Below are 17,263 nucleotides of genomic sequence, written 5' to 3' on the forward strand. Positions count from 1 at the left end.
GATGCCTGCCTATATTGGGCAGTTTTTACTGGTTTTCAACCAACACATATAGCGGTGTAACCATATGTCAAAAGTAGGATATAAAAAACCCGTGCTATCAGGTGATAACACGGGTTACTTAATAAACTACCAAATACTCTATTTAAGTAGTATCGAATTAGTTTTTGTCTTTATCGATAATTTTGTTACCACCAATCCAAGGCATCATAGCGCGCAATTTGGCACCTGTGGTTTCGATCTCATGCGCTGCATTGTTACGACGACGAGCTGTCATTGATGGATAGTTGGTTGCACCTTCAGAGATGAACATTTTTGCGTATTCACCAGACTGGATGCGTTTTAGCGCGTTACGCATGGCTTCACGAGACTGCTCATTGATAACTTCAGGACCAGTCACATATTCGCCGTATTCAGCGTTGTTACTGATTGAATAGTTCATGTCAGCGATACCGCCTTCATACATTAAGTCGACGATAAGCTTGAGCTCATGTAAACACTCAAAGTAAGCCATTTCTGGCGCGTAGCCTGCTTCAGTAAGGGTTTCAAAGCCCATTTTTACCAATTCAACCGCGCCGCCACAAAGAACCGCTTGCTCACCGAATAGATCGGTTTCAGTCTCATCTTTAAATGTGGTTTCGATGATGCCTGAACGACCACCACCAACGCCAGCAGCGTAAGATAATGCTAATTGCTTAGCTTGACCTGAAGCATCTTGGTAGATGGCGATTAAGTCAGGAATACCGCCACCTTTGGTGAACTCTGAACGTACGGTGTGACCTGGTGCTTTTGGTGCTACCATGATCACGTCAAGGTCGCTACGTGGCACTACTTGGTTATAATGGATAGCAAAACCGTGGGCAAATGCAAGGGTCGCGCCTTCTTTGATGTTTGGCTCAATGACATCGTTGTAAAGCTCTTTTTGGAACTCATCAGGTGTCAAAATCATGATTACGTCAGCAGCTTTTACCGCTTCTTCGACTTCAGCAACTTTTAGGCCCGCATTTTCAGCTTTTTTCCATGAGCCTGAGTTGGCACGTAGACCAACCGTTACATCAACGTCTGAGTCTTGTAAGTTAAGCGCGTGCGCATGGCCTTGTGAACCATAACCGATAATGGCCACTTTTTTACCTTGGATAATGGATAGATCACAATCTTTGTCATAAAAAACGTTCATAAATAGAGTCCTTGTCCTCAATCATGGCTTACCATGGATAGTAGACGCTTATACTGTAATCAAGATAGTGATTAAGATAAGCGCTTTGTTGATTTAGATAAATAGTTCTTCAATAAAATAGGATATTTGGGCATTAATTCTAGGTGCTAAGGGTTTTCTCACCGCGGGCAATACCAATCACACCCGAGCGAACCACTTCCATAATACGGTCACGTCCAAGCACATCGATAAAACCGTCAAGCTTTGCTTTATCACCAACGATTTGAATCGTATATAAGTTGGCATTCACATCGACAATCTGCGCACGGAAGATATCTGCGCTGCGTTTCACCTCTTCACGTACGCTGCCAGTTGCTCGTACTTTGATGAGCATCAATTCACGCTCAACGTGTACGTTCTCTGTCAGATTATGCACTTTAACCACTTCAATCAATTTATGCAATTGTTTGGTGATTTGTTCAATTCTTTCTGGTGAGGTAATGGTCGTTAAGGTCAAGCGTGAAATGCTTGGGTCATCAGTAGGCGCGACGTTGAGCGTTTCGATATTGTAGCCACGTTGTGAGAACAAACCGACTAGACGCGACAACGAACCCGCTTCGTTTTCCATCAATACCGAAATCAGATGTTGTTGTTGCATTAGGTACGCTCCCCTTTTGTTAACCACATATCACGCATGGCTTGTCCAGCGATTTGCATCGGATATACATGCTCATTACGATCGACATAAACATCGATAAATACCAACTTGTCCTTCATGGCCATCGCTTCAGCCAACTGCTCTTCCATCGTATCAGGGTCAGTAATCTTGATACCAACATGACCATAGCTTTCAGCCAATTTGACAAAATCTGGCAAGGAGTTCATATAAGACTGTGCATGGCGACCTTCATACAGCATGTCCTGCCACTGCTTCACCATACCTAGCTGTGCGTTATTTAAATTTAGAATTTTAACTGGCAAGTCATACTGCAAGCAAGTTGACAGCTCTTGGATATTCATCTGAATAGAGCCTTCGCCTGTGATACACACCACATCACGCTCTGGATTAGCAAGCTTGGCTGCCATGGCATACGGCAAGCCAACGCCCATCGTACCTAGGCCGCCTGAGTTCAGCCATTGGCGAGGCTCATTATAAGTATAGTAAAGGGCTGCAAACATCTGATGCTGACCGACGTCACTTGTGATAATAGCGTTACTGTTAGTCACTTTATCTAGAGCTTGTACGACACTTTGTGGCTTAATGCCATTATCTGTGCTGGTGTCATAACGCAAACCATGGCGCTTACGCCACTCATTAATTTGTGACCACCAATCGAGCAATGCGTGTTGCTCTAATTGCTTATCTTCTCCAACGATCTCTAGCATATCGGTTAAGACAGATTTTACATCGCCAACGATAGGAATATGCGCAAGGATGGTCTTTGAAATCGACGCAGGATCGATATCGATATGGATAATCGTCGCGTTCGGACAGAATTTTTTGACATTATTGGTGACGCGATCATCGAAACGCGCACCCACTGCCAAAATAACATCGGCATGATGCATAGTCATGTTGGCTTCATAAGTACCATGCATACCAAGCATACCTAGGAACTGACGATCAGAGCCAGGAAATGCACCAAGACCCATCAATGTATTGGTCACTGGTAAATTAAGACGGTGAGCCAGATCAGTCAACTCTTCGTGAGCATTGCTCCAAATAACGCCGCCACCTGCATATACGACAGGACGCTGGGCAGATAATAGTGTCTCGACCGCTTTTTTGATCTGACCACTATGGCCTTTGAGCGAAGGCTGGTAAGAGCGTATAAATACCTCTTCTGGATATTTATAGGCAAACTTTTCACTAGGCGCAGTCATGTCTTTTGGCACATCAATAACGACAGGACCTGGTCGGCCAGACTGTGCAATGTGAAATGCCTTTTTGACAATCATCGGAATTTCGCTAGCATGGCGCACTTGGAAGCTATGCTTAACGATCGGACGTGATACCCCCACCATATCCGTTTCTTGGAAAGCGTCTTCACCGATTAGGCTACTTGGCACCTGACCTGAAATCACGACCATCGGTACTGAATCCATAAAAGCTGTCGCAATAGCGGTAACCGTATTGGTTGCACCAGGTCCTGAGGTTGCCAGTACAACCCCCGTCTCACCAGTAACTCGTGAATAAGCATCTGCCATGTGTCCTGCCGCCTGCTCATGACGCACCAAGATATGCTCAATGGCTTCTTGCTGAAACAGCGCATCATAGATGTGTAGAACGGCACCGCCTGGATAACCAAAGATATATTTGACACCTTCGTCTGTCAGCGCTTGTACCAGCATTTCAGCGCCCGATAGCATCACAGGCTGAACGCTGCCTTCTGCAAGACGTTGTTGTTTTTCTTCAAAATTTTTGGCGGCATTACCCGTTTGGGTATGTCCCGTCATATTCGGACTTTGCGTGGTTTGCGTCACTGTCATCACCTTTTTTTGCGGCGAGGATTTGCGGTATTCTATGATAAGAGATAACCCCATATAGGTATTACTTCAAAACTCATAAAATGATCGCTAATCCTTGTCCATATCAAGAATATTTGCCTATCATATTTAAGTAACGTTGTTTTTTTAAGACAGCAAATTACTCAAACATAGCAATGTATGTAAGGTCAGTTTTGTGATGGATGTTTATCGATATACAGTGACAAGATGCGGACGCACCTATGAAAGAAGCTTATTATTGAGTCTTTCTATAAATAAGTACTGATAATAAATTCATGGGTGCAAAGACGTAGAGATAACAGGATATTTATACCCAAATACTATGCATAAGTTACTAAAACTTATAACAGAGGCTTTGGCGTACTTTTTTATAACCAGTACTGTATCGTATTTTGCACAATTGCCAGAATTACATTTAGCACAGTTCAAATAATAAGTTTATCTTAGTCATTGTAGACAGATAAGTCCGGAGACAATGTATAGTTATGAGTAGCCAATGCTACGTGTGCTATATCATCATCACAAAGAAAATAACACTGCATAAACTACCGATAAGTAGCTCGTAGTAATCATTTTCAAGTGCCACGGCAATATCATAAAAGCCGTTCACTGACCAATCAACTTCTATTATATTCGATGGTTTGCCCGCTATTGTCAAGAAAAACTTCTAAAGCCTATCCCAAACTATTAGTTATTAAATAATACACATTGATAAGTATTATTTGCTAAAATTGGAAGTCGATACATTAGTGCTGCCAATAAAGTGCTCAAATGTTATATTTACCCTTATACAAATTTGCTTTTATCAAACAAAAGGATTGCTGCTATGGCATATGCGTCTAAAATAGCGACTGCTGCTAAATGGCTAACGAGTACCACCTGTATGCTAATGCTATCCATGAATACCAGTCAGGCTATTCAAGTTTATAAATCCATTGGCGCATATGGCGAAGTTAAATATAGCCAGCACGCACCGCAAAATGGTAAAAACGTTGAGTTGATTGAGTTTCGTAGCGACGGTAGACAAAACAACGCCGGACAAATGGCTGGCAAAACAGACCCCAGCCAAAGCAATAATACTCAAACTGCAGAAGAACAGCGCGTAGCTGCACTTGAAGCACGTATCAAAGAGCAAGAAGCGCAAGCCAATGCCCAGCGCTGCCAATCGCTACGTAACAATTTAACGAATCTAAACGTTGGCGGACGTATCTATGAGATGGATGCAAATGGCAAGCGTCAGTACTTAGATGGCCGTGAGATTGAGCTAAAACGTGAACGCGTACAGCAGGCAATCGACCAATACTGTAGCAGCGCTACGACCTAGTCTTTATACTAATGATGACTACTCAACTATCATTAATTGCATAACATGACGAATGGCTGCTGGCATATCTTGCGCTTGTAGCCCTCGTTGTCCAATCAATAGCTTATTGTCACGATGATATTCATTACCTTGATTAACCAGTGTGTCCCCTGAAAATCCATGAATAAGCGCTGCCTGAGGTAAACTGCGCGACTCTGCTGCTAAGTCTTGTTGTGCTAATAATCCAGCAATCACTCCAGATAGAATATCGCCCATGCCAGCAGTTGCCATACCAGCATTGCCCGCATCACAGACATATACTCGCGCTCGTCCTGATTTTTGCTCCAAAACTAGCGACCCTGCTCCCTTTAATACCCAGTCACCACCATAAACTGCAGCGCATTGTTTTATGGCTCGCAATCTATCACTTTCTACCTCGCTTATTTTTTGATCGAGCAATCTAGCCGCTTCGCCGCTATGCGGTGTCAAGCAAACTCGATGATTGATGCTGTGTTCGCGAAGCTCTGTTACCAGTTCATGGCTATCCATTTGCAGCGAGGCCAAATGATAAAGACCATCTGCATCGATCACTATTGATTTTTCATGAGCTATGGCAGCCTGTATATAGTCGATAAATAACATTTTTGCTTTTTCGTCACGGCCCAAACCCATACCAATAGCGACAACACTGGCTTGTTTGATAAGTGCCTTTACGCTATCTGTATCGTGCAGATTGATAGTCATCGCATCAGGCAGTGACGTTAATAATGCACCATGAAAAGCCTCATGACAGGCAACGGTTATTTTACCAGCGCCAGTTGCCATGGTGCTTGATGCAGACAGTATCGCAGCACCGCCCATCCCTTGAGAGCCATCAACGCGATTTCCACCGATGATTAGCGCATGACCGTAGCTACCTTTGTAACTGTTTTGGCGGCGCGGCTTCATACTCTGTGCAGCCATCAGCAGTATGGCAACAGGTTCAAATGCTTCAATAGTATTTTGCTTGGTATTTTTATCAGATATTTTGTGAGGTCTAGCTGTTTGATAAGGTATTAACGGTATATCGATTATGTCTCCGCTATAATCCGCACCATCTTTGGTGTGTAAACCAAATTTGCGCGCAATCAGGCATAAGGTGACATCAGCTTGTACTGCTATACGATCAAATACCGCACCAGTAGACGCCACCAATCCACTTGGAATATCGACGGCGACTGCTAGTGCGTTTTGTTGCTGAGTAGTACGATTAAAAGCGCTAATAGCCTCTTTATAGACACCTTCTGGCGCACGATCTAGCCCAATCCCAAACAGTGCATCAATATAAATGTCAGCTAATAAAGCCATTTTCTCTGACTCATTGTGACTGCTATGAATCTCTTCGAAGTGTTGATAATGACAGTTGGCAGATATTGCTATCTGTCGCGCTTTGTTAGCATCAGTTATATGGTCATTATTGTGGTCTTTCTTATTAGAGATGGCCGACTGAGTACGAGTATCAAAATCATTGACATCAAAACCGACAGTGACCACTTCTACTTGCCAGCCAGCTTGCTGCAAGTAATAAGCAATGAGCCAACCGTCCCCGCCATTATTACCCTTACCTACCCAGACACTTACTCGGCGCAAACGCTCCATACGATGATAAACGTTAGTATTAGCAGAATGATTAGCATTGAGACATTTTTGTTCATAAAGCAATTCTATCTGCTGTGCCATTTGCCAAGCTGCTTGCTGCATTAAGCCAAAACTATCATATCCTTGAGCAAACCACGCTTGCTCCATGGCATAAATTTGCTCACTACTATAAAGCGCAATAGGTTTTGTATTTTTTATAGGTGATAAATTGGTAAAATTCTTCATTTATTATCCTCGGCCATGTTTTTCTGATATTTTTATAGTGTTGAAAGTCTAGTTTCTAAACTTTGGTATCAGCTTAGCAAAAGCTCATGTCTACTTATGTATCAATATGAATGTGAGTTTATTTTCTTTTCTACTTGCGCTCTATGCTCACTGTCTTATCATAATGGTGCTCACACTGCCACTGATTGTGAGAAAATACCATTCTAAAAATAGATCGCCAATAAGCACCTATCTCTATGCCTACCGATAAAAACAAGATTGCCGTTAGTAACTCAACAGTCTTTGCAACAACAGCAGATGTTAAACAATGGATCAAAGTGCAAGCGCAAACATTAGGGTTTGCTGACTGTGGGTTTTTATCTGTCCATCATCCACTGTTTACTAAGCAAATCGAACAGCTACAGAAGTGGCTGGATAAAGGCTATGAGGGTCAATTGCAGTTCATGCACAACAACCATCATCTGCGCGCTCATCCTGAGCAGTTGGTAGAGGGTGCAAAAACCATTATCAGTGTGCGAATGGATTATCTCACTCAGGCACCAACACCGCGTGCTGTCACAGACAACGACCATCCCAACCAAGGCATCATTGCGCGTTATGCAAGAGGTCGTGATTATCATAAGACAATGCGTAGCCGTTTAAAGCAATTGGCTCTGAATATCGAGGCCATGCTTCCTGAATGGCAACATCTCGATATTGGTTCAGATAAAGAGTTTGTTTTTAGACCCTTTAGTGATTCTGCGCCTATCTTTGAGCGGCCTATTGCCGATGCTGTTGGTCTGGGCTGGACAGGTAAGCATACGTTATTAATCAACAAACAAGCTGGCTCATTTTTTGTGCTAGGTGAGCTGTTTTTAAGCTTAGAGCTGCCCGATGACCAGCCTGTTAAAGAGCATTGTGGCAGTTGTAGCGCTTGCATTGATGTATGCCCTACCCAAGCGATTGTAGCGCCTTATGAGCTCAATGCCTCTGCCTGTATCTCTTATTTGACGATTGAACACGATGGTATTATTGATACCAAGTATCGACGCGCGATTGGCAATCGGGTGTTTGGCTGCGATGACTGTCAGCTGATCTGTCCATGGAATCGTTATGCCAATCTGACTGCCGTTGAGGACTTCGCACCAAGGCATGGTCTCGATAACAGCAGTTTGCTTGAATTATGGCAATGGCAAGAAGCGGATTTTTTGAACAACACACAAGGAAGCCCGCTCAGACGCACAGGCTATATCAATTTCTTACGTAATATCGCGATTGGTTTGGGTAACGCTAATGCTAGTCCACACGTCATTGAGCAGTTGAAGTCTAAGTTGACGCTACATAACGCCATGCTTGATGAACACATTGAATGGGCAATAGCTGAACAGGGCAGAAAACTAGACGCTAGTAGTAAGCCAACGAGTTGATGTATATCATAACGGAGCAAGTCATTATTTGCTTTGATAGATGTTCATAAAAAAAGCCTCTTATAAAAGAGGCTTTTTTATCATCGATTTTTTGTACAGATTATTTATTGCTTATATCATCAATTTGTTATGGCTTAGGAATGCGTAACACTTGACCTGGATAGATTTTATCTGGATCAGATAACATTGGCTTATTGGCTTCAAATATTTTCATATAATCGCCAGACTCACCGTAAACATCTTTCGCAATCTTAGATAAGCTATCGCCAGATTTTACCGTATACATCGTTGACTCAGGTGCATCTTCTTCGATATCGATATTATCAATGACCTTAGCAACATTTTGTACGTTACCAATAGCAATAATCGCTTTTTCACGATCAGCTTGAGTTTTCGCGTTACCGCTGATTTCTGCTGTATCTGTAGAGCCGTTATATTTGATTTTTAAATTACTGATATTTAGGTTCTGTTGCTGAATACGACGCAACAGAATGTTAGCAACTGATTGAGCTGAAGGCTCGCTGCTTTTTACCGGTGTATTGGCATCTGCCTTGGTCTCTGATTTGGCATCGTGTTTCTCGTCATCACGATTAAAGATTTTATCACCGATATCTTTTGCAAAACTGAACATACCCATATAACTGCTCCTTGAAATATTGTTATTTATTATTCATATTTATTTTCGGTGGTGTGTTATTGAACATCACCGTGCTTTGTACTGTTTACCATGATGAGTATAGACAAACGAACCAAACGTGAATAGTAAGAGTATGTTGAGTAATGTTAATTGACGTAGCTTATGTTAATGCAACTGATCAATTAAATCACCCTCATAAAAAAACCGCCTATCTATTAAGATAAGCGGCATTATAAAATTTGCTAAACAAATGGCAAATTACAGCTGGGCTTGTACGTAATCAATTGCTTTTTGAACAGTAGTCAATTCTGCAGAGTCTTCGTCAGGAATAGTGATACCAAAATCACTTTCAAAAGACATCACCAATTCAACTAGGTCCAACGAGTCCGCACCTAGGTCTTCCATGAATGAAGCATCATTATTGATGTCTTCAACGTTCATACCTAGTTGCTCAGCAACTGCTGATTTTACTCTTAGCTCGATATCATTACTCATATAGATTACTCCATTATCATCTATTATTTTTAATAAACTGCTATTGTGCCTTATTTAAGCTCTATAGCATGATATATAAAATGTATTTGCCAGATCAGCATCGCTGTCTGAGTACTCTATGACTTGTTACACAGTCTGTCTAATAAAGCCCTGTTATCATACAGGGCTTTGACTCAAAAGTATTCGTAATTATAGCATCCTTTATTATAGTTTACACTCGTTCACACAGTTTTTTATTATAACTATGTAACGTCCGTGTATTGACTACATATACATGCCACCATTGACCGGAATGACCGCGCCGGTGATATAGCTGGCTTCATCACTGGCTAAGAAATGTACTGCTGCTGCGATGTCTTCTGGTTGACCAAGACGGCTGATAGGAACGGCATCTAGCATAGAATTCAATAGGCGCTCGTCGAGCTCATCTGTCATATCAGTCTCGATTAAACCTGGTGCCACGCAATTGATAGTCACTTGGCGTGAACCGATTTCACGTGCAAGCGTACGACTGAAACCTTCTACACCAGCTTTAGTCGCGGCATAGTTAGATTGACCTGCATTACCCATTTGAGCAACAACAGAGGTGATATTAATAATACGACCACGGCGCGCTTTCATCATACCGCGTACTGCGCGTTTGCTCATGCGGTAAACTGAGGTCAAATTCGTATCGATGACATTTGACCAGTCATCGTCTTTCATACGCATTAGCAGACCGTCTTGCGTGATACCTGCATTGTTAACCAATACTTGTACCGCTCCATAGACGCTTTCGATCTCTTCAAACAATTTATCAATTTGAGTAGTATCACGTACGTCTAAGACGCGACCGATACCACCACTATCATGAAGATAGTCATCAATAAGTTCAGCACCTTTTTCAGTGGTCGCGGTGCCAATAACAAAATGTCCTTCTTTAGCAAAGCGTTTGGCGACTGCCTTTCCGATACCGCGACTAGCGCCAGTTACTAATGTAATCGTACGGCTCATGATAACACCTCTAATAGTTTTTCTAGACGGGCAGGCTTGTCTGTAGGATAGCTTGCGATTGGCTGCGCTTGACGCTTAGCCAAATTGCTTAATACGTTGCCACTGCCACATTCGATTAATAGATTAATTTGCTTATCGGCCAGTTCCTGCATGGTTTTTGACCACAGTACTGGCTCACTCAGCTGTTCAGTCAATGCTTGTTTGATACCTACTGCACTGGTTTCAACACGCGCATAGCGATTTTGAATCACAGGAATGGTCGCTTGATCAAATTGAATACCTGCTAATATCTCAGCTAAGGCATTACTTGCAGGCTCCATTAATGCACAATGAGATGGCACACTCACTTTTAAGGGCACAGATTTTTTGCCCGTATTTTTGACTTTGTCGATTACAGCGTTAACGCCAGCAGCGTTACCCGAGATCACTACCTGTCCTGGGCTGTTGAAGTTAGCAGCGCCAACAATGGCACCCTCGACATGCTCTGTTGCTTGCTCACACAGATTTTCGACTCGGTTGTCTTCTAGTCCTAACACGGCAGCCATAGCAGTATCGACACCTACAACGGCCTCTTGCATCAACTGACCGCGTTTATGCACTAGGGTGACGGCATCACCAAGCGATATCACATTGGCAGCACACAGGGCGCTGTACTCGCCCAGAGAGTGACCAGCTAAATAGCAAGGCGTCTCTTCTATTTTTTGTTGTAAGACACGCCAAATGGCAATGCTAGCTGTCAGTAGCGCTGGCTGAGTATACTCGGTTTGATTGAGTTTTTCTTCATCCTGACAGATTGCCCACAAATCCTCACCAAGCGCCTCACTCGCTTCGGTAAATGTATCGCGTATCTCTGGGTAGATTTCAGCAAGCTCACTCGTCATCGCGACTGCTTGAGATCCTTGTCCAGGAAAAATGACCGCGATACGAGCGGGTTGCTTTTTTACCATATCGGGTACAGAAGCCATAACCAATATCCCTTATCTGATTAGAAATATCCCTAAAACAATGGGGTGTATTATATTATTAGATGTGATACAAAGCCGCTAGTTCAATTATTTATCTAAGAAAACGGATTGTCAGTAAACTATACACTGACACACACTATTATCATAGCGGATGCAGACCAAACAACGATAGGAAAATACAGTACCAATCAAAAGCACTAACGATTGAGTACGCGTTTCTATTTGCTAAAAATAAAAAGTCATCTAAGCAATGAGTTTAGTCATAAATAACAAAAAGCCAAGTTATCCAGCCACATAATATATGATAGCGAAATAACTTGGCTTTTTTTAGCTCAAAGCTTATTGACTAATGATAGCCAGGTAAATACAACAACAGTCACCAGTACCGTCACTATTTTACCTAGCTATCATAGGGCCAATGTCTTAGGCATCTTGACTAACTTTGAATAGCTGACGACCACGGTAGAAACCATCTTTAGTCATGTGATGACGACGATGTTTTTCACCAGTGGTAGCATCTACGCTTAGTTCAGCAATTTCCATACGGTGATGTGAACGGCGCATGTCACGACGAGAACGGCTTTTACGACTTTTTTGAACAGCCATGATATAGCTCCTATACTTAAAAGGGATAAGCTTGAAATTCAGCTTTAGTCGATACTGACAGAGGCTATATAATCACAACAACCTAAGTCTGAAGCATCATTAGTTAAATAGATTGTTACTTACATAAAGCGCTAACTATGTCTGAAATTTATGAAAAATTTGCCTAGTCAGCTTCTATCAGCACGCAACAGGTTGCTCGAATGCAATAAACCGGACATTATACGCATGTTTATTAGATTAATAAAGCCCTGCCTTGCACTCTTCTGTACAAAGCAGATAAAAGGCTTCTCAAATACTTGAATAAATAAATTTGGCTCTTATAGCTTACCTTTTAAGGAGGCTAAAGCAGCGAATGGATTTTCACTCTCTTCTTCTTCTGGTATCTCGCCAAACTGCTCAACTGACATCTCACAATCATCATGCTTTGGCGCCATTGGTGTTTTGAGCAATATCTCATCTTCTACCAGTTTTTTAAATGGTAGTAGACGCTCCGGAGACTGCTCAGTGACGATTTCATCAAGTAACAAGTAGTCTTGCTCTTCATCAATCAAGCGTACTTGGCTATCATTCTCTAGTAATGCAATATTATAATCATCAGATAAGTCTATCGCAATTGGTTGTAAACAGCGTTGGCATGTTAGCCAGATATCGCCTTTTAATGTAAATGCCAAATGCAAAACATTATTACGGCGATAGAGTTCAGCGTTTAACTGAGTGTTTGACTGATCATGCTCGGCGCTCAACGTCGTGGCAAGACGTTCAAAAGAGTTTGGATCGACTTCTCCTGACCACTCAAAACCCGTGTCTGCCCATTTGTCCAAAGAAATGTGCTCAAGCATGCTAGTAGATACAGGCGCTTTTTTATTGTCAGCGTAAGGTGCTGACGGTTTAGTTTCTGGAGTGCTTGACATGCGCGGCCTCATTCATAAAAACGGTGTATAATATTGCCTGCCATACTAACGGAAAGTGCCATATTCTGCTAGCGCTAGTATGTTAAGATTTTTTGATAGCAAATATGTTCAAGCTTTTTTACTACTTACTTTTTTACCTAAAATTTTTTGTCTTTAATATTTATTAAGTCAATGTCTTCTCTATGAATCTACCTGATAATAAAATTAATTTTTCTGATTTACTTTCTCCTGCTACAGCAAGTTCGTTGCTGCAATATCTTACTCAACTAGATCGTCATACTGAAAATGCTCTTAGCAATAGACTGTGCCTCGATGAAGATGAGTATTTAAGAGAATGGAGAAGTCAGTGGCAAAAGTTATCTACTACTCAGCCTGACAATACTTACTCAGCAGGGTTGATAATTGATAGCGAACGATTAGCCACTGATTGGCTCATACAGCTATTTAATACTTTATTTACTAACCAGCAAGTGATATTGGTTCGTAGTGAGGGTGAGCCAGAGTATTTCCCTGCTCAAGACAATGAGCCTGCCAGAATTGAATTCGCTCATGGATTTTTTGCCAGTGCCCTGCACGAGCTGAGTCATTGGTGCCTGGCTGGTGACGCTCGTAGACAATTACCTGACTTTGGCTACTGGTATGCTCCAGACGGTAGGACAGAAGCTCAGCAGCAAGCATTTGAGCGCGTAGAGATCAAACCACAGGCATTAGAATGTTTATTCACCTTAGCGTGTGGTCGAAACTTCCAAGTCTCACAAGATAACTTGTTTGCCGACTTCGACACTAGCAGTAGTACCTTTGCTAATGATGTCTATCAGCAAGTAGAAAGCTATATAGCCAAACCTTATACTCTGCCGCGTGACGCTAAGACTTTACTGACTGCTTTAATTAGCGTTTGTACTCCTTCATCTGAAATCAACGCTTAATTCAAATTACTAAGTGTTCCTACTTATTAACGATTTTCTACGGTTGGTAACGCCTTGCCACTAAACTTATATTTGCTTTAAGCTATACTGATAACTAAAGTAGTATGTTAAAAATACAGATTTTCTTAATTTTTAAAATAACTTTTTTAATATGTCTAATGATTGAACTACATCTAATTAATGAAAAAATTGTCTCAATTAAAAACCAATAATTAAAAAATAAGGAAAAATCATGCAAGTATTTTACATTCATCCGGACAACCCACAACCGCGGCTTATCGAACAAGCAGCGGATTTATTACGTAATGATCAATTAGTTATCTATCCTACCGATACCAGTTATGCGTTTGGCTGCCGCTTAGGCGCTAAAGACGCGCTAGAAAAATTAAAACATATCCGTGAGCTTGATGATAAGCATCAATTTACCTTGTTATGTCGCGATTTAAGTGAAATTGCCAACTATGCCACGGTAGACAATGTGCAATTTAAACAGCTAAAAGCCCATACACCGGCACCGATTACCTTTATCTTAAACGCCACCAAAGATGTACCTAAGAAGTTGGCGCATCCTAAGAAAAAAACCATTGGTATTCGCGTGCCAAGCAATCCTATTGCGCAAGCATTGCTAGCAGCGATGGATGAACCTATATTGACCAGTTCACTCATATTGCCGCATCGAGATGAGATATTGGATGATCCATTTGAGATTGAAGAGTTACTCGGTAATCAAATAGATGGTCTCATTAATGCTGGTATCAAAACCACCAAACTGACTACTATCGTCGATATGACCACTAATCAGTCCGAAATCATCAGACAAGGTGCTGCTGACGTCAGCTCACTCGTACCATAAAAAAATTTTAAGAATAAAAGGCATAAAAAAAGCTCCAAATTATTGGAGCTTTTTTTATTATACAATGAGCGTATAAAATTAGTCACGATCAACCAATTCTACATAAGCCATTGGCGCATTGTCACCATCACGGTAACCGCATTTTACGATACGCAAATAACCACCTGGACGAGTTTGGTAACGAGGACCTAACGTGCCAAATAGTTTGCCTACCATAGTTTTGCTACGCATGCGGCTAAATGCCAAACGGCGATTAGCAACGCTGTCTTCTTTAGCCAAAGTGATTAATGGCTCAGCAACACGGCGCAATTCTTTTGCTTTTGGTAAAGTTGTTTTGATCAGTTCATGCTCAAATAATGAGTTGGTCATGTTCTGAAACATTGCCTTACGATGACTGCCGGTACGACCCAGCTTGACTCCACTCTTACGATGGCGCATAGTCAAAAATCCTTAAAGTTTAACGGCTACGATAAGAAAAGCGATCATCGACACGAAGGTCAGCTGGTGGCCAATTGTCTAGGCGCATACCGAGCTCTAAATCTTTAGACGCTAATACGTCTTTGATTTCGGTCAATGATTTCTTACCAAGATTTGGGGTTTTTAGTAGTTCAGTCTCTGAACGCTGTACCAAATCACCGATATAGTAAATGTTTTCAGCTTTCAAGCAGTTGGCTGAGCGAACCGTTAGTTCAAGATCGTCCACAGGGCGTAATAGCACCGGATCAACCTCTTCTTTTTCTTTCACAGGCTCAGGCGCTTCTTCAGCTTCTAGGTCAACAAAGATAGAAATCTGTTGTTGTAAAATAGTGGCTGCTTTACGAATTGCTTCTTCTGGATCTATAGTGCCATTAGTTTCAAGCTCGATGATAAGACGATCAAGATCAGTACGTTGTTCTACACGTGCGTTCTCAACCTGATAAGCAACACGCAGTACTGGACTAAAACTTGCATCAAGCTTTAAGCGTCCAATCGCTTTAGTGTCGCCATCTTCACGGCGCTGGTTTGCTGGCTCATATCCACGACCCATTACCACACGCAAACGCATCTTAAGATGACCACGGTCGCTTAATGTACCCAATACCAATTCTGGATTGATAATGTCGACATTATGCGGCAACGTGATGTCTGCAGCAGTAATAGTGCCTGGACCTTGTTTATCCAAGGTCAAGAATACTTCATTTTGGTCATGAAGGGTGATTGCCAAGCCTTTTAAGTTCAAAAGCAAGTCAAGCACGTCTTCTTGTAGTCCTTCAAGCGTTGAGTATTCATGGTCAACACCATCAATCTCAGCTTCAATGACTGCAGCACCAGGTAATGAAGATAACAAGATGCGACGTAAGGCATTACCTAAGGTATGCCCAAAGCCGCGTTCTAACGGTTCGAGCGTGACTTTCGCAATCGTTTCATTAACCGTATCCACGTTAATGGCGTTCGGCGTTAGAAACTCAGTTGCACTTAGCATCATGATGTCACCTCGATTTATTAAACTGGTTTAATTAACGTCAATTGCTCAATGCTATTGTTATAACATCGAGCAGTACGTTACTTACTTAGAGTATAGCTCAACGATCAAGCTTTCGTTGATTTCAGCAGGTAGATCAATGCGATCAGGCGCTTGTTTAAACGTGCCCTGTAGCTTGCTGTGGTCAACATCTAGCCATTCTGGAATACCACGTTGTGTCGCTAGTTCAATAGCGTTTTTAATACGTAGTTGTTCGCGAGACTTCTCACGGATAGCGACGACATCACCATCTTGCAACTGAATTGATGGAATGTTCACACGAACAAACTCATCGCGGCCAGCTTTTTTTACCATCACAGTGCGATGGCTAACGAGCTGACGTGCTTCAGCACGAGTTGAGCCAAAGCCCATGCGATAAACGACGTTATCAAGGCGACTCTCAAGCATTGCTAGCAGGTTTTCACCAGTAGCGCCACGCTTACGAGCAGCTTCTTTATAGTAGTTGGCAAACTGGCGCTCTAATACACCGTAGATACGCTTAACTTTTTGTTTTTCGCGTAACTGTAGAGAGTATTCTGAGCTCTTATTACGGCTAACACCATGTTGACCAGGTGGACGAGCCGCTTTTTTCGTTTTTACGTCATATGGTTTAACACCAGACTTAAGGCCTAAGTCTGTACCTTCACGACGTGATAATTTGAGTTTTGGTCCAATATAACGGGCCATTGTTATGTCTCCTATAAGCTCTTATGATAAAAAGCTTCGTCTTTAATATTAGACGCGGCGCTTTTTCGGCGCACGGCAACCATTGTGTGGGATTGGGGTCACATCAGAGATGCTGTTAACTTTATAACCCAATGCACCAAGTGCTCTTACCGCAGACTCACGACCCGGTCCTGGTCCTTTGACCAAAACGTCGATATTCTTAACACCGTATTCTTGAGCCGCTTTACCAGCGACTTCAGCTGCAACCTGAGCTGCAAATGGTGTAGATTTACGTGAACCACGGAAGCCTTGTCCACCTGAAGTGGCCCAAGCCAGTGCATTACCTTGACGATCGGTAATCGTAACAATGGTGTTATTAAAAGACGCATGGATATGGGCAACGCCCTCCGATACTGAACGACGAGTCACTTTTTTGCGACTACGAGTGTCTTTAGCCATCTTTTAGCTTCCTAAGTT

The 17,263-nt window shown here is 42.2% G+C and carries 18 protein-coding genes; 4 read left to right on the forward strand and 14 right to left on the reverse strand.

All coding sequences use genetic code 11. The annotated features are described in order from the left end of the window. Positions 1 to 157 precede the first annotated feature (157 nt). The 3 genes from ilvC to B3V51_RS05450 all read right to left on the reverse strand — a co-directional run bounded on the left by ilvC (position 158) and on the right by B3V51_RS05450 (position 3,643). Entirely contained in the window at positions 158 to 1,174 is a 1,017-nt protein-coding gene (gene ilvC / locus B3V51_RS05440) for a ketol-acid reductoisomerase (RefSeq protein WP_058025375.1), read from the reverse strand. A 139-nt stretch (positions 1,175 to 1,313) separates the two neighbouring features. After that, positions 1,314 to 1,811 (reverse strand): acetolactate synthase small subunit, encoded by a 498-nt coding sequence (gene ilvN, locus B3V51_RS05445; protein ID WP_071003178.1) that lies wholly within the window; start codon positions 1,809 to 1,811, stop codon positions 1,314 to 1,316. After that, positions 1,811 to 3,643 (reverse strand): acetolactate synthase 3 large subunit, encoded by a 1,833-nt coding sequence (locus B3V51_RS05450; protein WP_212564547.1) that lies wholly within the window; start codon positions 3,641 to 3,643, stop codon positions 1,811 to 1,813. Before B3V51_RS05450 ends, ilvN begins: the two co-directional genes overlap by 1 nt. 844 nt (positions 3,644 to 4,487) lie before the next feature. Between B3V51_RS05450 and B3V51_RS05455 the strand changes: the two genes are divergently transcribed. Further along, positions 4,488 to 4,985 (forward strand): DUF4124 domain-containing protein, encoded by a 498-nt coding sequence (locus tag B3V51_RS05455; protein WP_093069580.1) that lies wholly within the window; start codon positions 4,488 to 4,490, stop codon positions 4,983 to 4,985. A gap of 18 nt (positions 4,986 to 5,003) precedes the next feature. Here B3V51_RS05455 and B3V51_RS05460 read toward each other — a convergent pair whose 3' ends face one another. Further along, entirely contained in the window at positions 5,004 to 6,827 is a 1,824-nt protein-coding gene (locus B3V51_RS05460; protein ID WP_212563824.1) for an NAD(P)H-hydrate dehydratase, read from the reverse strand. 236 nt (positions 6,828 to 7,063) lie between these two features. Here B3V51_RS05460 and queG point away from each other — a divergent pair, with 236 nt between their 5' ends. Next, positions 7,064 to 8,233 carry a tRNA epoxyqueuosine(34) reductase QueG gene (queG, locus tag B3V51_RS05465; RefSeq protein WP_212563825.1) on the forward strand — a complete coding sequence of 390 codons (1,170 nt, stop codon included), beginning with the start codon at positions 7,064 to 7,066 and terminating at the stop codon, positions 8,231 to 8,233. 127 nt (positions 8,234 to 8,360) lie between these two features. On the opposite strand, the gene lysM is transcribed toward queG, so the two are convergent. The 6 genes from lysM to B3V51_RS05495 form a co-directional block, all read right to left on the reverse strand. Next, positions 8,361 to 8,870: a peptidoglycan-binding protein LysM gene (lysM, locus tag B3V51_RS05470; protein ID WP_058025369.1), complete on the reverse strand. Its 510-nt coding sequence runs from the start codon at positions 8,868 to 8,870 to the stop codon at positions 8,361 to 8,363. Between the two features lie 258 nt (positions 8,871 to 9,128). Next, positions 9,129 to 9,365, reverse strand: a complete 237-nt coding sequence (acpP, locus tag B3V51_RS05475; protein ID WP_071003168.1) for an acyl carrier protein — start codon at positions 9,363 to 9,365, stop codon at positions 9,129 to 9,131. Positions 9,366 to 9,629: 264 nt separating this feature from the next. Continuing rightward, entirely contained in the window at positions 9,630 to 10,358 is a 729-nt protein-coding gene (gene fabG / locus B3V51_RS05480) for a 3-oxoacyl-ACP reductase FabG (protein WP_058025367.1), read from the reverse strand. Further along, complete coding sequence (fabD, locus tag B3V51_RS05485; protein ID WP_071003166.1) at positions 10,355 to 11,323, reverse strand: ACP S-malonyltransferase; 969 nt, start codon at positions 11,321 to 11,323, stop codon at positions 10,355 to 10,357. Before fabD ends, fabG begins: the two co-directional genes overlap by 4 nt. A gap of 423 nt (positions 11,324 to 11,746) precedes the next feature. Next, on the reverse strand, positions 11,747 to 11,929 hold the full coding sequence (gene rpmF / locus B3V51_RS05490; RefSeq protein ID WP_057758809.1) for a 50S ribosomal protein L32: 183 nt from the start codon (positions 11,927 to 11,929) through the stop codon (positions 11,747 to 11,749). Between the two features lie 317 nt (positions 11,930 to 12,246). After that, the gene (locus B3V51_RS05495; RefSeq protein WP_212563826.1) at positions 12,247 to 12,840 is read right to left on the reverse strand and encodes a YceD family protein; all 594 of its coding nucleotides are present in this window, start codon (positions 12,838 to 12,840) and stop codon (positions 12,247 to 12,249) included. Between the two features lie 182 nt (positions 12,841 to 13,022). Here B3V51_RS05495 and B3V51_RS05500 point away from each other — a divergent pair, with 182 nt between their 5' ends. Continuing rightward, positions 13,023 to 13,766, forward strand: a complete 744-nt coding sequence (locus B3V51_RS05500; protein ID WP_093069567.1) for an elongation factor P hydroxylase — start codon at positions 13,023 to 13,025, stop codon at positions 13,764 to 13,766. A 232-nt stretch (positions 13,767 to 13,998) separates the two neighbouring features. After that, positions 13,999 to 14,619 carry an L-threonylcarbamoyladenylate synthase gene (locus B3V51_RS05505; protein ID WP_212563827.1) on the forward strand — a complete coding sequence of 207 codons (621 nt, stop codon included), beginning with the start codon at positions 13,999 to 14,001 and terminating at the stop codon, positions 14,617 to 14,619. A 78-nt stretch (positions 14,620 to 14,697) separates the two neighbouring features. On the opposite strand, the gene rplQ is transcribed toward B3V51_RS05505, so the two are convergent. The 4 genes from rplQ to rpsK all read right to left on the reverse strand — a co-directional run bounded on the left by rplQ (position 14,698) and on the right by rpsK (position 17,245). Then, entirely contained in the window at positions 14,698 to 15,057 is a 360-nt protein-coding gene (rplQ, locus tag B3V51_RS05510; RefSeq protein ID WP_068408443.1) for a 50S ribosomal protein L17, read from the reverse strand. 19 nt (positions 15,058 to 15,076) lie between these two features. Continuing rightward, entirely contained in the window at positions 15,077 to 16,084 is a 1,008-nt protein-coding gene (locus tag B3V51_RS05515; protein WP_068408445.1) for a DNA-directed RNA polymerase subunit alpha, read from the reverse strand. Positions 16,085 to 16,165: 81 nt separating this feature from the next. Then, positions 16,166 to 16,807, reverse strand: a complete 642-nt coding sequence (rpsD, locus tag B3V51_RS05520) for a 30S ribosomal protein S4 (RefSeq protein ID WP_068408447.1) — start codon at positions 16,805 to 16,807, stop codon at positions 16,166 to 16,168. 48 nt (positions 16,808 to 16,855) lie between these two features. After that, on the reverse strand, positions 16,856 to 17,245 hold the full coding sequence (gene rpsK / locus B3V51_RS05525; protein ID WP_058368279.1) for a 30S ribosomal protein S11: 390 nt from the start codon (positions 17,243 to 17,245) through the stop codon (positions 16,856 to 16,858). Positions 17,246 to 17,263: the final 18 nt, after the last annotated feature.

The organism is Psychrobacter sp. UBA2514, from assembly GCF_002341255.1.
Taxonomy (GTDB): domain Bacteria; phylum Pseudomonadota; class Gammaproteobacteria; order Pseudomonadales; family Moraxellaceae; genus Psychrobacter; species Psychrobacter pacificensis.

Excerpts from the sequence above, each read along its gene's own strand:
- queG (WP_212563825.1), top strand. The coding sequence starts at position 7,064 with ATGCCTACCGATAAAAACAAGATTGCCGTTAGTAACTCAACAGTCTTT.
- B3V51_RS05515 (WP_068408445.1), bottom strand. The coding sequence starts at position 16,084 with ATGATGCTAAGTGCAACTGAGTTTCTAACGCCGAACGCCATTAACGTG.
- ilvN (WP_071003178.1), bottom strand. The coding sequence starts at position 1,811 with ATGCAACAACAACATCTGATTTCGGTATTGATGGAAAACGAAGCGGGT.
- B3V51_RS05450 (WP_212564547.1), bottom strand. The coding sequence starts at position 3,643 with ATGACAGTGACGCAAACCACGCAAAGTCCGAATATGACGGGACATACC.
- fabD (WP_071003166.1), bottom strand. The coding sequence starts at position 11,323 with ATGGCTTCTGTACCCGATATGGTAAAAAAGCAACCCGCTCGTATCGCG.
- rpsK (WP_058368279.1), bottom strand. The coding sequence starts at position 17,245 with ATGGCTAAAGACACTCGTAGTCGCAAAAAAGTGACTCGTCGTTCAGTA.
- rplQ (WP_068408443.1), bottom strand. The coding sequence starts at position 15,057 with ATGCGCCATCGTAAGAGTGGAGTCAAGCTGGGTCGTACCGGCAGTCAT.
- rpmF (WP_057758809.1), bottom strand. The coding sequence starts at position 11,929 with ATGGCTGTTCAAAAAAGTCGTAAAAGCCGTTCTCGTCGTGACATGCGC.
- ilvC (WP_058025375.1), bottom strand. The coding sequence starts at position 1,174 with ATGAACGTTTTTTATGACAAAGATTGTGATCTATCCATTATCCAAGGT.
- fabG (WP_058025367.1), bottom strand. The coding sequence starts at position 10,358 with ATGAGCCGTACGATTACATTAGTAACTGGCGCTAGTCGCGGTATCGGA.
- B3V51_RS05505 (WP_212563827.1), top strand. The coding sequence starts at position 13,999 with ATGCAAGTATTTTACATTCATCCGGACAACCCACAACCGCGGCTTATC.
- rpsD (WP_068408447.1), bottom strand. The coding sequence starts at position 16,807 with ATGGCCCGTTATATTGGACCAAAACTCAAATTATCACGTCGTGAAGGT.
- B3V51_RS05500 (WP_093069567.1), top strand. The coding sequence starts at position 13,023 with ATGAATCTACCTGATAATAAAATTAATTTTTCTGATTTACTTTCTCCT.
- B3V51_RS05460 (WP_212563824.1), bottom strand. The coding sequence starts at position 6,827 with ATGAAGAATTTTACCAATTTATCACCTATAAAAAATACAAAACCTATT.
- B3V51_RS05455 (WP_093069580.1), top strand. The coding sequence starts at position 4,488 with ATGGCATATGCGTCTAAAATAGCGACTGCTGCTAAATGGCTAACGAGT.
- lysM (WP_058025369.1), bottom strand. The coding sequence starts at position 8,870 with ATGGGTATGTTCAGTTTTGCAAAAGATATCGGTGATAAAATCTTTAAT.
- B3V51_RS05495 (WP_212563826.1), bottom strand. The coding sequence starts at position 12,840 with ATGTCAAGCACTCCAGAAACTAAACCGTCAGCACCTTACGCTGACAAT.
- acpP (WP_071003168.1), bottom strand. The coding sequence starts at position 9,365 with ATGAGTAATGATATCGAGCTAAGAGTAAAATCAGCAGTTGCTGAGCAA.